General features: G+C 70.3%; 15 protein-coding genes and 1 pseudogene. 6 read left to right on the top strand and 10 right to left on the bottom strand.

The window, feature by feature from the left end:
• Positions 1-40: 40 nt before the first annotated feature.
• The 4 genes and pseudogenes from DA075_RS38665 to DA075_RS29015 form a co-directional block, all read left to right on the top strand.
• Positions 41-211: pseudogene (locus DA075_RS38665) on the top strand (DUF29 family protein); the annotation flags it as partial.
• A 103-nt stretch (positions 212-314) separates the two neighbouring features.
• Positions 315-524, top strand: a complete 210-nt coding sequence (locus DA075_RS38265; RefSeq protein WP_276330919.1) for a DUF29 family protein — start codon at positions 315-317, stop codon at positions 522-524.
• Positions 525-553: 29 nt separating this feature from the next.
• Positions 554-1,069: an urease accessory protein UreE gene (locus DA075_RS29010; protein ID WP_099956150.1), complete on the top strand. Its 516-nt coding sequence runs from the start codon at positions 554-556 to the stop codon at positions 1,067-1,069.
• Positions 1,020-1,748 (top strand): urease accessory protein UreF, encoded by a 729-nt coding sequence (locus DA075_RS29015; protein ID WP_244936426.1) that lies wholly within the window; start codon positions 1,020-1,022, stop codon positions 1,746-1,748. Before DA075_RS29010 ends, DA075_RS29015 begins: the two co-directional genes overlap by 50 nt.
• A 549-nt stretch (positions 1,749-2,297) precedes the next feature.
• Here DA075_RS29015 and DA075_RS29020 read toward each other — a convergent pair.
• The 6 genes from DA075_RS29020 to DA075_RS29045 all read right to left on the bottom strand — a co-directional run bounded on the left by DA075_RS29020 (position 2,298) and on the right by DA075_RS29045 (position 9,432).
• The gene (locus DA075_RS29020) at positions 2,298-4,523 is read right to left on the bottom strand and encodes a xanthine dehydrogenase family protein molybdopterin-binding subunit (protein ID WP_099956152.1); all 2,226 of its coding nucleotides are present in this window, start codon (positions 4,521-4,523) and stop codon (positions 2,298-2,300) included.
• Positions 4,524-4,545: 22 nt separating this feature from the next.
• The gene (locus DA075_RS29025; protein WP_099956153.1) at positions 4,546-5,514 is read right to left on the bottom strand and encodes an FAD binding domain-containing protein; all 969 of its coding nucleotides are present in this window, start codon (positions 5,512-5,514) and stop codon (positions 4,546-4,548) included.
• A gap of 10 nt (positions 5,515-5,524) precedes the next feature.
• Positions 5,525-6,202, bottom strand: coding sequence for a 2Fe-2S iron-sulfur cluster-binding protein (locus DA075_RS29030; protein ID WP_099956154.1), 678 nt, complete (start codon positions 6,200-6,202; stop codon positions 5,525-5,527).
• Between the two features lie 490 nt (positions 6,203-6,692).
• The gene (locus DA075_RS29035) at positions 6,693-7,112 is read right to left on the bottom strand and encodes a hypothetical protein (RefSeq protein WP_099956155.1); all 420 of its coding nucleotides are present in this window, start codon (positions 7,110-7,112) and stop codon (positions 6,693-6,695) included.
• A 200-nt stretch (positions 7,113-7,312) separates the two neighbouring features.
• A complete protein-coding gene (locus DA075_RS29040; RefSeq protein ID WP_244936428.1) occupies positions 7,313-7,801 on the bottom strand; it encodes a GNAT family N-acetyltransferase in 489 nt (162 codons plus the stop codon).
• Positions 7,798-9,432, bottom strand: a complete 1,635-nt coding sequence (locus DA075_RS29045; protein WP_420813090.1) for an OpgD/OpgG family glucan biosynthesis protein — start codon at positions 9,430-9,432, stop codon at positions 7,798-7,800. The genes DA075_RS29040 and DA075_RS29045 overlap by 4 nt, the downstream gene beginning before the upstream one ends.
• A 679-nt stretch (positions 9,433-10,111) precedes the next feature.
• Here DA075_RS29045 and DA075_RS29050 point away from each other — a divergent pair.
• Positions 10,112-11,278 (top strand): type III PLP-dependent enzyme, encoded by a 1,167-nt coding sequence (locus DA075_RS29050; RefSeq protein ID WP_099956873.1) that lies wholly within the window; start codon positions 10,112-10,114, stop codon positions 11,276-11,278.
• 179 nt (positions 11,279-11,457) lie between these two features.
• Positions 11,458-11,994, top strand: coding sequence for a GNAT family N-acetyltransferase (locus DA075_RS29055; protein ID WP_099956156.1), 537 nt, complete (start codon positions 11,458-11,460; stop codon positions 11,992-11,994).
• A gap of 185 nt (positions 11,995-12,179) precedes the next feature.
• On the opposite strand, the gene DA075_RS29060 is transcribed toward DA075_RS29055, so the two are convergent.
• The 4 genes from DA075_RS29060 to paaG form a co-directional block, all read right to left on the bottom strand.
• Positions 12,180-12,809 carry a TetR/AcrR family transcriptional regulator gene (locus tag DA075_RS29060; protein ID WP_099956157.1) on the bottom strand — a complete coding sequence of 210 codons (630 nt, stop codon included), beginning with the start codon at positions 12,807-12,809 and terminating at the stop codon, positions 12,180-12,182.
• Positions 12,810-12,830: 21 nt separating this feature from the next.
• Positions 12,831-14,165: a phenylacetate--CoA ligase PaaK gene (gene paaK, locus DA075_RS29065; RefSeq protein WP_099956158.1), complete on the bottom strand. Its 1,335-nt coding sequence runs from the start codon at positions 14,163-14,165 to the stop codon at positions 12,831-12,833.
• A gap of 111 nt (positions 14,166-14,276) precedes the next feature.
• Positions 14,277-14,738 (bottom strand): hydroxyphenylacetyl-CoA thioesterase PaaI, encoded by a 462-nt coding sequence (gene paaI, locus DA075_RS29070; protein ID WP_099956159.1) that lies wholly within the window; start codon positions 14,736-14,738, stop codon positions 14,277-14,279.
• A complete protein-coding gene (paaG, locus tag DA075_RS29075; RefSeq protein ID WP_099956160.1) occupies positions 14,735-15,550 on the bottom strand; it encodes a 2-(1,2-epoxy-1,2-dihydrophenyl)acetyl-CoA isomerase PaaG in 816 nt (271 codons plus the stop codon). Before paaG ends, paaI begins: the two co-directional genes overlap by 4 nt.
• Between the last annotated feature and the right edge of the window lie 112 nt (positions 15,551-15,662).

Consider the following 15,662-nt stretch of genomic DNA (forward strand, 5'->3'; position numbering starts at 1 on the left):
GCCCCCGTTGGGGTATCCTGGCGGGGCAGGAGTGCGCGTCATGCCCAAGCTCGCCGAACGGGCGCCGGATCCCGGCGTCTCGCCCAAGACCGACCACTTCCTCTGGACGCAGGCGCAGGCCGCCCTGATCCGGGCCGGCCGCTGGTCTGCGCTCGATCGCGAGGCCTTGGCCGAGGCGATCGCCGATTTGAACGGCTCGCAGAAATCCGGGATCCGCAGCAGCGTCACCGTCCTGCTGCATCACCGGCTGGACTGGGAGCATCAGCCGCGGCAGCGAAAAATACGGCTGGCGGGCGACGATCGTCGAGCAGCGCGTGAGCCTGGACGATCTCGTGACGATGAGCCCGAGCCTGCGCGCCTGGCCGACCGAGGTCCTCGGCAAGGTTTATCGTCTCGCCCGGGTGCGGGCGGCGGACGAGACCGGGCTGCCGGAGCGCACCTTCCCGCCGGGTTGTCCATACACGCTGGCGCAGATCCTGGACGAGCGGTTCCATCCGGGTCCGGAGGAGCCTGATGTCGTCTAATCATCGTTAGAATGGAAGCACATCACCCCATGATCCGCGCGACCCGCGTCATCCGCCGCGACGCCCTCGGCTCCGGCGAGATCGTCGACCGCATCGTGCTCGATTCCGGCGACAGGCACCGCCGCCGCATGGCGATGCGGGGCGTCGGCGGCCTCGCCTTCCTGCTCGATCTGCCCGAGCCGGCGGTGCTCGACGACGGCGACGCGCTCCGGCTCGAGGACGGCCGCCTGGTCTGGGTCGAGGCGGCGCCCGAGCGGCTGCTCGAGATCCGTGCGCCGAGCGACCACGCCCTCAAGCGGCTGATCTGGCACATCGGCAACCGGCACATCCCGGCCGAGATCGGCACGGACGCGCTCTGGATCGCCGACGACCATGTGCTCGCCGCGATGGTCGAGGGACTGGGCGGCACCGCGACCCCGGTGGAGCGTCCGTTCCGGCCCGAGGGCGGCGCCTATGCGGGCGGGCACGCCCACGACCACGGGCACGACCATCCGCATGGGCACGGACATCATCCTGGCCACCCGCACGACCATTCCCATGGCTGAGCGGATCCCGTACGCCCTGGTGCTGCTCGCCTGGCTCTCTCCCGGCTATCCGGTGGGAGCCTATGCCTATTCGCACGGGCTCGAATGGGCCGTCGAGGCCGGCGACGTGCGCGACGAGGTGTCCCTTCGGGACTGGCTCGCCGACGTGCTGGAGCACGGCGCCGGCCGAAGCGACGCGATCCTGGCCGCCCATGCCCACGCGGCGGCCGCAGCGGGCGACGCCGAGGCGCTCGTCGCCGTGAACGACCTCGCCCTGGCGCTCAGTCCCTCGCGGGAGCTGCATCTCGAGACCAGCCAGCAGGGCCGCTCGTTCCTCGACGCGACCCGCGCCGCCTGGGACGTACCGCGCCTCGCGGACATCGCCCCCCATCTCGACGGGCCGGTAGCCTACCCGGTCGCGGTCGGCGCGGCGGCGGGCGCCCACGGGCTCGATTGCGGCACGGTGCTGGCGGCCTATCTGGCGGCCTTCCTGCAGAACCTCGTCTCGGCGTCGTTGCGCCTCGCCCCCGTCGGCCAGACCGCCGGCACGCGGGTCGTGGCCGCGCTGATGCCCCGGGCCGCGTCCCTGGCGCACGCCGTGCAGGGAATGCCCCTCGACGAGGCCGGAACCGCCACCGTGCGGCTCGACCTCGGCTCGTTCCGGCACGAGACGCAGTATACGCGGATATTCCGGTCGTAAATTTCGACCCGCGCGGGGCTGCCAGACCCACAAATATCATCCCAATCGCAAATTTATTCTGATACCGCCGCGCCTTCGAACGGGCTCGTTCGAAGGCGCTGGCTAAGCCCGAATGGGCGCCGGCGCTGATGCGCCGGACGCTTTCGCATCGACGTGTCGATGCGAAAGCGCGATGGTATGAGGTGTCGGACGGTTTACGCTTGCTATACTCCGAAATGAGTCAAGCGCAGGATCCCCTCTCCCGTGTGGGCGAGGAGTAGGGGTGAGGGTGGAGACGGCTCAAGATCAAACTTTGACTGTCCCACTACCAGCACGACTTTTCGCGCTTTACACGGAAAGCGCGCCACCCTCACGCGGGATCTTCGATCCCCCGGCCCCTCCCCCACACGGGAGAGGGGAGACGCGTTCAATCTTTACCCGAACGGATCAAGCGGAAACCGCATCGATTGATCTATGATCGGCTGACGCCTCAGGATGGGGTCGTGGACGAGAAAAATGCAGCACCGCAGTTCGTAACAGTCAAACAGGTCCAGATGACGGGGCCGCCGCTCACGCCCGCCTCTGCCCGGTCTCCCGCGCCATGAGCCCCTCCAGGATCTTGTCCAGCGTCAGCGGGTAATCCCGGATCCGGATCCCGGTGGCGTTGTAGACCGCGTTCGCCACGGCCGCCCCCGCGCCGCAGATGCCGAGCTCGCCCAGGCCCTTGCTCTTCAGCGGGTTCGCCTTGTCGTCGAGCTCGGGCAGGAACACCGCGTCGATCTCCGGCAGGTCGGCATGGACCGGGACGTGATATTCGGCGAGGTCGTGGTTGACGAAGGTGCCGTAGCGCGGATCGACCTCGATCGCCTCCATCAAGGCCGCGCCGACGCCGAACACCATGCCGCCGATCGCCTGCGAGCGGGCGGTCTTCGGGTTGAGGATGCGTCCGCCGGTGAAGACGCCGAGCATCCGCCGCAGGCGGATCTCGCCGGTGTCGGCATCGACGCCGACCTCGGCGAAGTGGGCGCCGTAGGAGTATTGCGAGAACTTCTTCTCGTTCTCGCCCGGCTTGATCTCGCCCTCGGCCTCCATCCCCTGGCCGATGAGGTCGGCCAAGGCCGCCGAGCGGTTGCCCGAGGTGATCCGCCCGTCGGTGAAGACGGCGTTCTCGGGGTTCAGGTCCGCCTTTGCCAGGAGCTGCCCGCGCAGGGCCTCGCAGGCCATGTAGAGCGCCGAACCCGAAGAGGCCGCGCCGAACGAGCCGCCGGAGCCCGAGGAGGCCGGATCGGCGGTGTCCCCGAGAATCATCTTCACCTGCGCGACCTTCACGCCGAGCATCTCGGCGGCGATCTGGCTCAGGATGGTGTAGGTGCCGGTGCCGATATCGGTCATCGCCATCCGGGCCGTCAGCGTCCCGTCGGGATCGAGGCGCACCCGCGCCTTGGCCGGCTGGAGCGGATTGAGCCGCGCCGCGGCCGAGACGCCGTGGCCGACCATCCATTGCCCGTCTCGGATCCCGCCGGGCTTCGGGCTGCGCTGGTCCCAGCCGAAGCGGCGCGCGCCCTCGCGCAGGCAGGGCACGAGCTGTCGGGTCGAGAACGGGACGTGCTTCTCGGGGTCCTGGGCCGGCTCGTTGCGGATGCGCAGCTCGATCGGATCGAGGTTCAGCGCTTCCGCCAGCTCGTCCATGGCGCATTCGAAGGCCAGCATGCCGACCGCCTCGCCGGGGGCGCGCATCGAGGAGGCCATCGGCAGGTTCAGCGACGCCAGCCGGTGCGCCGTCAGGCGGTTCGGGGCCGCGTAGAGCGAGCGGGTGACGTTGGCCGAGGTCTCGAAGAAGCTGTCGCCCGGCGTCGTGTCGGACCAGGATTCGTGCGCGATGGCGGTCAGCTTGCCGTCGCGGTCGGCGCCGAGGCGCACCCGCTGCACCGTGTCCGAGCGGCGGGTCGTGACGTGGAAGACCTGCTGGCGGGTGAGCGCGATCTTCACCGGCCGGCCATCGAGGTTCTTCGAGGCCAGGGCCGCCAGGATGGCGTCGGCCTGCGGCTGGAGCTTGCCGCCGAAGCCGCCGCCGATGAAGCGGCTGATCAGCCGCACGTTGTCCTTCGGCAGCCGGAAGATCGAGGCGAGGGCGTCCTGGCCGCGATTCGGCATCTGGTTGGCGGTGATCAGCGTGACCTTGTCACCCTCCCAGGCCGCGATCGTGGCGTGGGGCTCCATCATCGCGTGGCTCTGCACCGGGGTGGTGTAGCGCGCGTCGATCCTGACGGGTGCCGCCGCGAAGCCGGCCTCGAAGTCGCCGAGGGACGAATCCGGCGGCGTCCTCGCCTTCTCGGGCTTGCGCGCCTCAGCCAGCGCGTCGGCGAGGACGTAAGCCCCCTTCTCCTGGTCGTAGGTGACGCGCACGGCGGCGGCGGCGGCGCGGGCTTCCTCGAAGCTCTCCGCCACCACCAGGGCGACCGGCTGGCCCCAATGCCGGATCTCGGTGTCGGCGAGGAGCGGGCCGACCTGCTCCTTCTTCTCGCCCTGGGGCGGCACGTTGCGGTGGGTCAGCACGTGCACCACGCCCGGCATCCGCTCGGCGGTCGCGGTATCGATGTCGCGGATGCGGCCCTTGGCGATCGTCGCCGTGACGACGAAGCCGTAGCCGGGATTGGTCATCTCCCGGCTCTCGTAGGCGTAAGTGGCCTGGCCCGTGACCTTGAGGGGGCCGTCGACGCGGTCGATCGGCTGCCCGACCGGGCCGTGAGGTTGGGTGTCGAGGGGCGTGACGCCGATCGGCTGGCTCATATCCATGGCTGTTCTCCGAATCCGGCGATCAGGCGCGCATCGCCTCGGCGACAGCGGCCGCGAGGGTGCGCTTGGCGAGCGGGATCTTGAAGTCGTTGGCGCCGTAGCCGCGGGCTCCCTTCAGCGCCGCCTCCCCGGCGGCTCCGACGCCCTCGCGCACCAAAGCCGCTTCCGCCTCCTCCACCCGCCAGGGCTTGTGGGCGAGGCCGCCGAAGGCGAGGCGGGCCGAGCGCACCTTGCTGCCCTCCGCCTCGATCACCGCCGCCACCGAGACGAGGGCGAAGGCATAGGACGCGCGGTCGCGCACCTTGCGGTAGACGTGGCGGCCCTTCACCGGCGCCGGCAGGGTCACGGCGGTGATGATCTCGCCGGGCTTGAGGTTCGTCTCGATCTGCGGCGTGTCGCCAGGCAAGCGGTGCAGCTCGGCGATCGGGATCATCCGCTCCGCGCCTTCCGGCGTCACCGTCTCGACCGTGGCGTCGAGCGCCCGCATGGCGACCGCCATGTCGGAGGGGTGGGTGGCGATGCAGTGCTCGGAGGTTCCGACCACCGCCAGGATGCGGTTGAACCCTCCGATCGCCGAGCAGCCGGAGCCGGGCTGGCGTTTGTTGCACGGCATCGCCGTGTCATAGAAGTACGGGCAGCGGGTGCGTTGCAGCAGGTTGCCGGCGGTGGTCGCCTTGTTGCGCAGCTGGCCCGAGGCGCCGGCGAGCAGGGCACGGGAGAGCACGCCGTAATCGCGCCGCACCCGCTCGTCGGCGGCGAGATCGGAATTGCGGACCATCGCGCCGATGCGCAGGCCCCCGTCGGATGTCGCCTCGATCCGGTCGAGGGGCAGGCGGTTGACGTCGACGAGGTGGGCCGGCGTCTCGATCTGCAGCTTCATCAGGTCGAGGAGGTTGGTGCCCCCGGCGATGAAGCGGGCATTGGGCTGGCCGGCCACGGCCTTGGCGGCCTCGGTCACGGTCGCGGGACGCTCGTAGGTGAAAGCCTTCATGATCGCCCCCTCAGAGCCGCGTCGCCGCGCCGCCGGCCTCGCGGATCGCCGCGACGATGTTCGGGTAGGCCGAGCAGCGGCAGATGTTGCCGCTCATCCGCTCGCGGATCTCCGCGTCGGTCAGGGCGACCTTGGCGGTCAGGTCCTGCGTGACGGTGCTGGGCCAGCCGGCCTTGGCCTCGTTCAGCATCCCGGCCGCCGAGCAGATCTGGCCCGGGGTGCAGTAGCCGCACTGGAAGCCGTCATGCTTGACGAAGGCGGCCTGGAGCGGGTGCAGGTGGTCGCCCTCGGCCAGCCCCTCGATGGTCCGGATCTCGTCGCCGTCGTGCATCACCGCGAGCGTCAGGCAGGAATTGATCCGCCGGCCGTTGACCAGCACCGTGCAGGCGCCGCACTGGCCGTGGTCACAGCCCTTCTTCGAGCCGGTGAGCCCGATGCGCTCGCGCAGGGCGTCGAGAAGCGTGGTGCGCGGGTCGACCTCCAGGGGCCGGGCCTGGCCGTTGACCTGGAGGGTCACGGGCATGCGCGGCGTCGCCGGCTCGGGGGCGAGCGCCGGCGGGGTGGTCCCTTGCGCCGGCGGGGTCGCGGCCCGGAGCGGCCCCGCGAAGCCCAGCACCGCCGCGGCGGCGACGCCGCTCTCCAGAACGCTCCGGCGCGTCGGCCGTGGCGCTGTATCGGACTTGTCCATGGTGCCTCCCGGCCGGAAAACGAGGTGACGGCGCGAGGGCGCCTGCGCCGGCTCGGCCGTTGGGCCGCGACGCGATCGCTCACCAAACGTTCGGGCGGGCGGCGGGGTCCCGGGAGGAAGGCGGGTGCGGCATCGCGCGCGGGGAGGCGTGGATGGTGAGCGGGCGGGTAGCTTCGCGTTTCATCACGCGGCGGAAGCGGAAAGCTGCCTTGGCTGCTTCATCCACCCTCTCCGGAGCGAGCGCCAAGTCTGAACGACCAAGTGCGCGTGGCCATGGAGTTGCTCGACAGTATCAATACTCTCCGCGTCATCCCGGGGCCGCGCAGCGGAACCCGGGATGACGTGGTGGACGTAAAATCCCTAAAGCGTTTTCCGACGACGTGGACACCGGTTCGTCGCAGACAACGCGGCGGAATCGAAGACCTAGAGCGGCGCCCGATTGCAACGCGATCGGGCGCCGCTCTGGCGGCCACTCGAACAGATTGCTGCCTCACATCGACCGCAGCGACCGGCCCACGAAGTCCCGCACGCTCCCGACGCGCTCGGCCATGCGCTCGCTCACGCACATCTGTATGGTAGTCCCGTAATACAGCATCCCGCGGCTCTTCTGCCTCTGGCACTCGTAGGCGGGCTGAGCGTAGAGGCTGCCGACGAGCAGCGCCGGCAGGGCCAGCACCTTGGCGACGAGGGCGAGGCCGCCGACGAGGCGGCTACCGGACGGCGCCGGCTCCGGCGCCCAGACGATCTCGATGGTGCGCACGTCGCGGGAATCGAGGTGGACGAGCGGACGCGACTCGGGCGCGAAACGCTGCGGCATCCGGTCGGGCAGGGTCAGGGGCGGGAGCGCCCGGACGGCATGGTTACGGCTCTCGCCAACCATCCGGCGGAAATCGGCGTTGGTCAGGGCCATGGCTGTCACCTTCTCCCAAAGATCCCGGAGTGAGGCACGCCGTGCCTCGGTCACCGGGAACTCTGCGACGGGCGTGCCAACGGCAACCGATTGGAAACCATGCCGTTACGGCACATGTCGCTAGGGAAAACGGATCCGGTGGTATTGCGACCCGTCCCGCTCGCAGGGTGGTTGTACCAGGACGGACCAGGCGGGACGCCTCAGCCGCCCTCCCCCTCGCCGAGGTTCTTCTCGTAGCGCCAGGCGGTGGTGCCGTCCGCATAACAGTCCTCTACGGTCTCGAAGCGGCGATAGCCGCTGCGCTCGTAGAGGCGGATGCCGGCGCCGTTATCCTCGCGGACTTCCAGGCGCAGAGTCTCACAGCCCCGGGCCAGGGCCTCGGCCTCGGCGGCCTCGAGCAGCACCCGGCCGAGGCCGGTCCCGGCCCGGCTCGGCGCCACGGCGATCGAGGACAGGCGGGCGTGGCGGCTGCCGCGGCGGCGCTCGATCGTGGCGGCTCCGACCAGCACCGCGCCGTCGAGGGCGACGAGGAGCGAGATCGAGGCTGAGCCGATGGCGTGGCGGATCGCCCGGCGCTCCGCCCGGTCGGTGGCGAAGGCCGCGACCTCGAGGGCCATCAGGGCGTCGAGGTCTTCACGGAGCGCCGGCCGGATCGTGACGGCCGGCGACCGGGTGGGATGACCGCTCACGCGGCCTTCCACGGATAGGTCCAGGTCTCGGTCAGGGTCTGGCCGCGGGCACGCAGGAAAGCGCGCAACTCGGTCGATTGCCCGGCCTGGTCGAGCCGGACGTCGATCGCCGCGCGAAAGCCCTTCACGTGCAGGTTGGGCACCAGCGAGATCGCGGTGATCTTGCCCTGCGTGGTCGAGGGCACGATCTCGACCGCCTTCGGGTCGGTGAGCCAGTAGGCGAGGTCGCCGCCCGAGAAGTCGACGAGGAAGCGCCGCGTGCGCGGCTCGCTCGCATCGGCGGTGCCGCCGCTCGCCGTGGCACGGGCCACGTAGGTGTTCACCACCCGGCCGCCGGGATGCAGGTCGTCGGTCTCGGCGAGCGCCCGGATCTTGTAGGACAGCTCCACCGCCTCGCCGGGCTTGTAGGGCTGCTTCGGCTGCCAGGAGGCCACGATGTTGTCGTGGGTCTCGTTCTCGGTCGGCAGCTCGACGAGGCGCACCGTGCCCTCGCCCCACTCGCCCTGCGGCTCGACCCAGTAGCCCGGGCGGCGGTGGTAGAACGCCTCGAGGTCCTGGTAATCCTCGAACACCCGGTCGCGCTGCATCAGCCCGAAACCCTTCGGGTTGCGGTCCTCGAAGGCGGAGATCCAGCGCTCCTTCGGGTTGCGCAAGGGGCGCCAGATCCACTCGCCGCCGCCGGACTGCATCAGGAGCCCGTCGGAATCGTGCAGCTCGGGACGGTAATCGTCCGAGTGGTGGCGGTCGTTCTCGCCGATGAAGAACATCGAGGTCAGAGGCGCGATGCCGACCGTCGCCAGTTCCCGGCGCGGATGCAGCGAGCAGCGCACGTCGACGACCGTCTCGTCGCCCGGATAGACCAGGAACTGGAACGCCCCGGTGCAGGACGGCCCGTCGAGCAGGGCGTAGATCACCGCCCGGTCGGCGCCTTTCGGCGGCATCTCGATCCAGAACTCGCGGAAGACCGGGAATTCCTCCGGCCCGCCGACGCTCTCGACGTTCACCGCGAGGCCCCGGGCCGAGAGCCCGTAGAGCTGGTCGCGGCCGAGGAAGCGGTAGTAGCTGGCGCCCAGGAACGAGATCAGCTCGTCGAGCACGCCGGGCTTGTTGAGCGGGTAATGCAGCCGGAAGCCCGCGAAGCCGAGATTGACCGGCAGCGGCTTGTCGATGGTGGTGCGGCCGTAATCGAACAGGCCGGGCTGGTAGGGGATCGGCGTCGGCACTCCGTCCCGCACCACGTTCACGGTGACCGGGCGGGTGTAGAGGAAGCCGAGATGGAACAGCTGGAGCCGGAACGGCCCGTCCTGGTCACCGAGCAGCGCCTTGTCGGGCCGGAAGCGGATGTCGCGCCAGGCGTCGTAGTCGAGCGAGGCGAGCGGCGCCGGCAGCGGCGCGATCGTGGCCTCGAACGGCACACCCGCGAGGGCGCGCGCCCGGCGCACCACCTCGTCGAAGCGGAAGCGCGACGGGCCGGACGGGGCCGGTCCCGGGTCCGGCGGCGGCAGGGCGCTCGGGCCGGGCTGGGTCGGCCCGACCTGGGCGGAGGCTACCCGGCTGAGGGCGGCGGAGGAGAGCAGGCCGGCGAGGAGCGCGCGGCGCGAGGGTGCGAGGGTCATGGTGGTCCGGAACATAAGGTGCGCGTCCTGAACGCGCGTGCGCGTCGCCGCGCTGAATGGCCCGTCCGGCGCCGATTGAGAAGGGCCCCGCCCTGCGAAGGCTCCGGGGGGCGACGAGCCCACCGTGTCTCCCGCGCCACCATGGGGAAATCCGGCGGAAATCGGCACATGAGGGCTTGCGGCGGAGGGCCATGGTCCGTATCTACCGCCTTGCCCAATTTCGCACGTGCCTGTGGCCGCGTGCCGGTTGGTGGGCATCCGGACAAGAGGCCGGACAGCCGCCAGGGGTCTTAAAGGATCGATGGTCGGGAAGGGTGGATCCCTCCGGCCGGCATCCAGGTGGCGACACCGGACCCCGACAACAACCGGCAGCCGGAGGCAAAACCGGCGAACCCCGCTCTCCACGGGGGACGCAGCTTAAAGCAACGACGAACGGGCTTTTTTGGTCTCGTCTGCCCTCCAAAGGCCGACACCGAAGAGGCTTGTTTCTCCTTGCCCCGAGTGCGGATCGGGTTACCCCGTTCCAAGCAAAGGCAGCTTCCGGGTGCTCTGTGCCCGCGTCGCACGGCGTGTCTCCACAGCACGTCCGCGCCGCGCCGCATCGCCCCCTGACGCCGGACGGCCGACGCGCGCCGTCTTGATCTCGACTTCGGGTTCCCGCGGGAGCCCTCTCGAACCTTTGGTGGGGCTGATCATGACCGATCGCATCCGCGATTTCCTGCGCGTGCGCCGCGAGCTCGGCCGGGACGAGGGTCCCGTGATGGTCCTCGACCTCGACGTCGTGCGCGACAACTACACCGCCTTCGCCCGTGCCCTGCCGGACACCCGCGTGTTCTACGCCGTCAAGGCGAACCCGGCTCCCGAGGTGCTGCGCACGCTCGCCGAGATGGGCTCCTGCTTCGACACCGCCTCGGTGGTTGAGATCCAGATGGCCCTGTCGGCCGGTGCCACCGCCGACCGCGTGTCGTTCGGCAACACCATCAAGAAGGAGCGCTGCATCGCCCGCGCCCTCCAGCTCGGCGTGCGGCTCTTCGCCGTCGACTGCCAGGCCGAGGTCGACAAGATCGCCCGCGCCGCCGATGCGGTCAAGGTCGCCCGCGAGGACGTGCAGGTGTTCTGCCGCATCCTGTGCGACGGCGCTGGCGCCGAGTGGCCGCTCTCGCGCAAGTTCGGCTGCGTGCCGGAAATGGCGGTGGACGTGCTCGAGCACGCCTACCGGGCGGGGCTCAACGCCTATGGCGTGTCGTTCCACGTCGGCTCGCAGCAGGGCAACACGGAAGCCTGGGACGGGGCGCTCGCCTCGGCCTCGATGATCTTCCGCGAATGCGCCATCCGCGGCATCCATCTCTCGATGGTGAACCTGGGCGGCGGCTTCCCAACCCGATACCTCAAGGCGGTGCCGGGCGTGGAGTCCTACGGCGACGCGATCTTCCGGGCGCTGACCAAGCATTTCGGCAACCAGCTGCCCGAGACGATCATCGAGCCGGGCCGCGGCATGGTCGGCAATGCCGGCATGATCGAGGCCGAGGTCGTCCTCGTCTCGCAGAAGTCCGACGCCGCGGACGAGGTGCGGTGGGTCTATCTCGACATCGGCAAGTTCGGCGGCCTCGCCGAGACGATGGACGAGTCGATCCGCTACCGCATCCTCACCGACCACGACGAGGACCGCACGGTGCCGTGCGTGCTGGCCGGTCCGACCTGCGACTCGGCCGACGTGCTCTACGAGAAGACCCCGTACCCGCTGCCGGTCTCGCTGGCGATCGGCGACAAGGTGCTGATCGAGGGCGCGGGCGCCTACACCACCACCTACGCGGCGGTGGCGTTCAACGGCTTCCCGCCGCTCCAGTCCTACGTGATCTGATCATTCGGCGCCCTCCGAGGGCGCCGAATACCGGAACGATGCGCCGGGTCTCCCGTTCTATCGGGCCCCGGCGCGTTCGCGCCTCCACATCATCCCAAGTCCCGGACGGCCCGCCGCGTCGCGGCGGGTGCGAGGGCTGTCCTTTGCCCGTTTTCTGTCAGTATCGGGAGGGTACGGCCGTGATCCAGATCCGCGACGAGCGCGCCGCCGATTGTGTCGCCCGCGAGCACCTGCTCGACGTCTGCTTTGGCGAGGCCCGCTTCACCAAGACCTGCGAGCGCCTGCGCGAGGGGCGCCTTCCGTCGGACGGCCTCGCCCTGGTGGTCGAGATGGACGGCCGCCTGGTCGCCACCGTGCGCCTGTGGGACGTCGAGGCAGGTGGAACACCCGCCCTGATGCTCGGCCCGATCGCCGTCGATCCGGCGCTCCACGGGCTCGGCATCGGCAACAGGCTGATGCGCGAGGCCCTGTCCCGCGCCACCGCGCTCGGCCACCGGGCCGTGATCCTGGTGGGCGACGCGCCCTACTACGCCCGCTTCGGCTTCACCCATGAGCGGGTCGGGACCCTGGGCCTGCCCGGCCCTTACGCGCCGGAGCGGTTCCTGGCCCTCGACCTCGTGCCGGGCGCGCTCGACGGCGCGAGCGGAATGGTGCGGGCGACCGGGCAGCAGGTGACGAGCGCCCTCCCGGCGGAGGAGTTCCGCGTCGCGGCGTGACGTGACGAGGCACGAACGTCTCTTCTGCCCGCAGGAGCAGGGCTGTCCGGAAAAAGAGGTGTCGGGGGTCTCCCCCCTCTCCTGTGTGGGAGAGGGGATCCCGCGCCTGACTTTGAGATGGATTTCCCGGGACAAGTCTGTGGCCCGCGGGGAGAGGAGGATGCGCGCGACGGCAGGTGGGAAACTCACCCCCCCACGACCCTGATCTCCGGCGCCCGCTCCCCGGCGATCCCCCGCGCGCCCTCGGCGATCAGCCGCGTGACGAGGTCCGCATAATCCGCCCGGGTCAGCCCCGCTCCGGGCCGGAACCAGAGATAGTGCCAGTTGACCATGCCGAAGAACGACATGGTCACGGGCTTGAGCAACGCCGTGCCGGCCAGATGCGGCGCCACCCCGGCGATCGCCTCGGAGAACAGGCGCACGAGTTCGCGCTCGCTCGCCTTCACCTCCGCCTGCCGCTCGGGCGAGAGCAGGCCCAGATGGTTGATCTGCACCTTGTGCTGGGCGTCGGCGTCCCGATACGCCTCGAGCAGCGCGCCCGCGAGGCTGCGCAGGCGCGGCTCCGGGGCGAGGCCCGGACGGTCGGCGGCCTCGACGGCCTCCAGCAGCTCCTCGAGGTGCAGCCGGATCACGTCGAACAGGATCTCGTCCTTGTCGCGATAATAGTGATACAGGTTCGCCTTCGAGACGCCGCAGGCCTCGGCGATCCGGCTCATCGAGGCGCGGTCGTAGCCGTGGGCGGCGAAGAGCTCGGCCGAGCGATCGAGGATCGCCCGGCGCTTGTCGTCGTAGTCGTTGGCGCGGGTGCGGGCCATGGGGTCTCGTCGCTCGTAACGCTAGTCCCGGGGGCGCTGGTCGATGACGCGGCGGGCCTTGCCGAGGGAGCGCTCGATGCCTCCCGACGGCAGCACCTCGACCGTGGCGGTGATGCCGATCGTGTCCTTGACCGCGTGGCAGAGCCGGTCGGCGGCGGCCTCGCGCAAATCGGCGATGTCGGCCTCCGGTCGCGCCTCGACGCGGATCGTCATGGTGTCGAGCCGGCCCTCGCGGGAGAGCACCACCTGGTAATGGGCCGAAAGGGCCGGGATGGTGAGGATCTTCTCCTCGATCTGGCTCGGGAAGACGTTGACCCCGCGCACGATCATCATGTCGTCGGAGCGCCCGGTGATTTTTTCCATCCGCCGCATCGCCCGGGCGGTGCCGGGGAGGAGCCGGGTCAGGTCGCGGGTGCGATAGCGGATCACCGGCATCGCCTGCTTGGTGAGCGAGGTGAAGACCAGCTCGCCCTCCGCCCCGTCCGGCAGGACCTCGCCTGTCCGCGGGTCGACGATCTCCGGGTAGAAGTGATCCTCCCAGATGTGCAGCCCGTCCTTCGTCTCGACGCACTCGCTCGCCACGCCCGGCCCCATCACCTCCGACAACCCGTAGATGTCGACGGCGTGCAGGTCGAACGCCTCCTCGATTTCCTGGCGCATCGCGTTGGTCCAGGGCTCGGCCCCGAAGATGCCGACCTTGAGCGAGGAGGCGCGCGGGTCGAGCCCCTGGCGGCGGAACTCGTCGAGGATCGCCAGCATGTAGGACGGCGTCACCATGATGATGTCGGGCTTGAAGTCCTGGATCAGCTGGACCTGGCGCTCGGTCATCCCGCCCGACATCGGGATCACCGTGCAGCCGAGGCGCTCGGCGCCGTAATGGGCCCCGAGCCCCCCGGTGAACAGCCCGTAGCCGTAGGCGACGTGGATCAGCATCCCGGGCCGCCCGCCCGCCGCCCGGATCGAGCGCGCGACCACGTCGGCCCAGATGTCGATGTCGGCCTTGGTGTAGCCGACCACAGTCGGCTTGCCGGTGGTGCCCGACGAGGCGTGGATGCGCGCCACCTGCTCGCGCGGCACCGCGAACATGCCGAAGGGATAGTTCGCCCGCAGGTCGGCCTTGGCGGTGAAGGGGAAGCGGGCGAGGTCGGGCAGGTCGGAGAAGTCGCGCGGGTGCACCCCGGCGGCGTCGAAGGCGGCGCGGTAATGGGGCACGTTGGCGTAGGCGTGATGCAACGTCTCGCGCAGCCTCTCGCGCTGCCAGGCGGCGAGCTCGGCCCGCGAGGCGGTCTCGAACCGGTCGAGCTCGGAGGCCTCCGGCACCATGCGGGCGAGCTTGCGGGGGGCGATCTGGAGCATGGCGTCTTCTCCCTGTGATGTTTTTTTGATTGCTGCTTGCACGAACCTATCGGTTCATCCCAACCAGCCACCTCAGGATGAGGTCGCGGGTGGGATGAGCGGGTGACGCATTCACGCCGGCTCCGTTCGACCGGGAGCCGACCCACCCTCCCCCGCCAGCACCGTTCCCGGCACGGTGCGCGAATGCCCGCGGAACTCCGCCACCACCTGCCCTTCCGGGTCCGTCACCGTCACGTCGTAGAGTCCGGAGCGGCCCCCGCGCACCCGCTCGACGGCGCGAGCGGTCAGCACCTCGCCGCGCTTCCCCGGGCGCAGGAAGGTCACCGCGCAATGTTGCGCCACCGCCCGCTGGTCGTAGGCATTGCACGCGAAGGCGAAGGCCGAATCGGCGAGCGCGAAGATGAAGCCGCCGTGGCAGGAGCCGTGGCCGTTCACCATGTCGTCGCGCACCCGCATCGACAGAACCGCCTCGCCTGGACCGGCATGGTCGAGGCGCATCCCGAGCCCCTGGCTCGCCCGGTCCTCCGCCCACATCGCCGCCGCACAGGCGCGGGCCGTCTCCTGCGGTGTCATCGCGAGCGGCCGGTGAAGCGCGCCGGGCGCTTCTCCAGGAAGGCCGCCACGCCCTCGCGGTAATCGGGCGAGCGCCCGGCCTCGCCCTGAAGGTCGCGCTCGACGTCGAGCTGGGCTTTGAGGTCGTTCGTCTCCGAGGCGTCGAGGGCGCGGCGGATCAGGGCGAGGCCGTAGGTCGGCGCCTGCGCCAGCTGCGCGGCGAGGCGATGCGCCTCCGCCATCAGCGCGGCCTCGTCGATCACCCGCCAGATCATCCCCCAGGATTCCGCCTGCTCGGCGGTGATCGGCTCGGCGAGCAGCGCCATGCCGCGGGCCCGGGCCCGGCCGGCGAGGCGCGGCAGCAGCCAGGTGCCGCCGGCATCCGGGATCAACCCGAGCTTGGCGAAGGCCTGCAGGAACTTGGCGGAGCGTGCCGCGAGCACGAGGTCGCCGTGGAAGGCGAGGCTGGCGCCGGCCCCGGCCGCCACGCCGTTGACGGCGCAGATCAGCGGCATCGGCAAATCGCGGATCTGCTTGACCAGCGGGTTGTAGAATTCGTCGAGGGTGCGCGAGAGGTCGGGCTCGACGTCCGGCGCGAAGTTGCGGGCGGCGAGGTCCTGGCCGGCACAGAACCCGCGGCCGGCCCCGGTGAGGATCAGCGCCCGGCAGTTCGGATCGGCGGCGGCGTCGCTCAAGGCCGCGCGCAGGGCGAGGTGGAGCGGCTCGTTGAAGGCATTGAGCCGGTCGGGCCGGTTGAGAACCAGAACCCTGTAGCCCGCATGGCGCTCCGTCAGCACGAGAGCGTCGCTCGTCTCGCCTTTTGCCTCACTCATGGTGTGCCCTCCCCGTCGCGCCATGTCGGGTCTCCCCGCCGGCGCGATCTATTGACCAACCGGACGGTAAATTATAAAGCTGTGCGGGCGAAGTCAAACGCGCGCGCCGTTA

This window comes from Methylobacterium currus (assembly GCF_003058325.1).
Taxonomy (GTDB): Bacteria; Pseudomonadota; Alphaproteobacteria; order Rhizobiales; family Beijerinckiaceae; genus Methylobacterium; species Methylobacterium currus.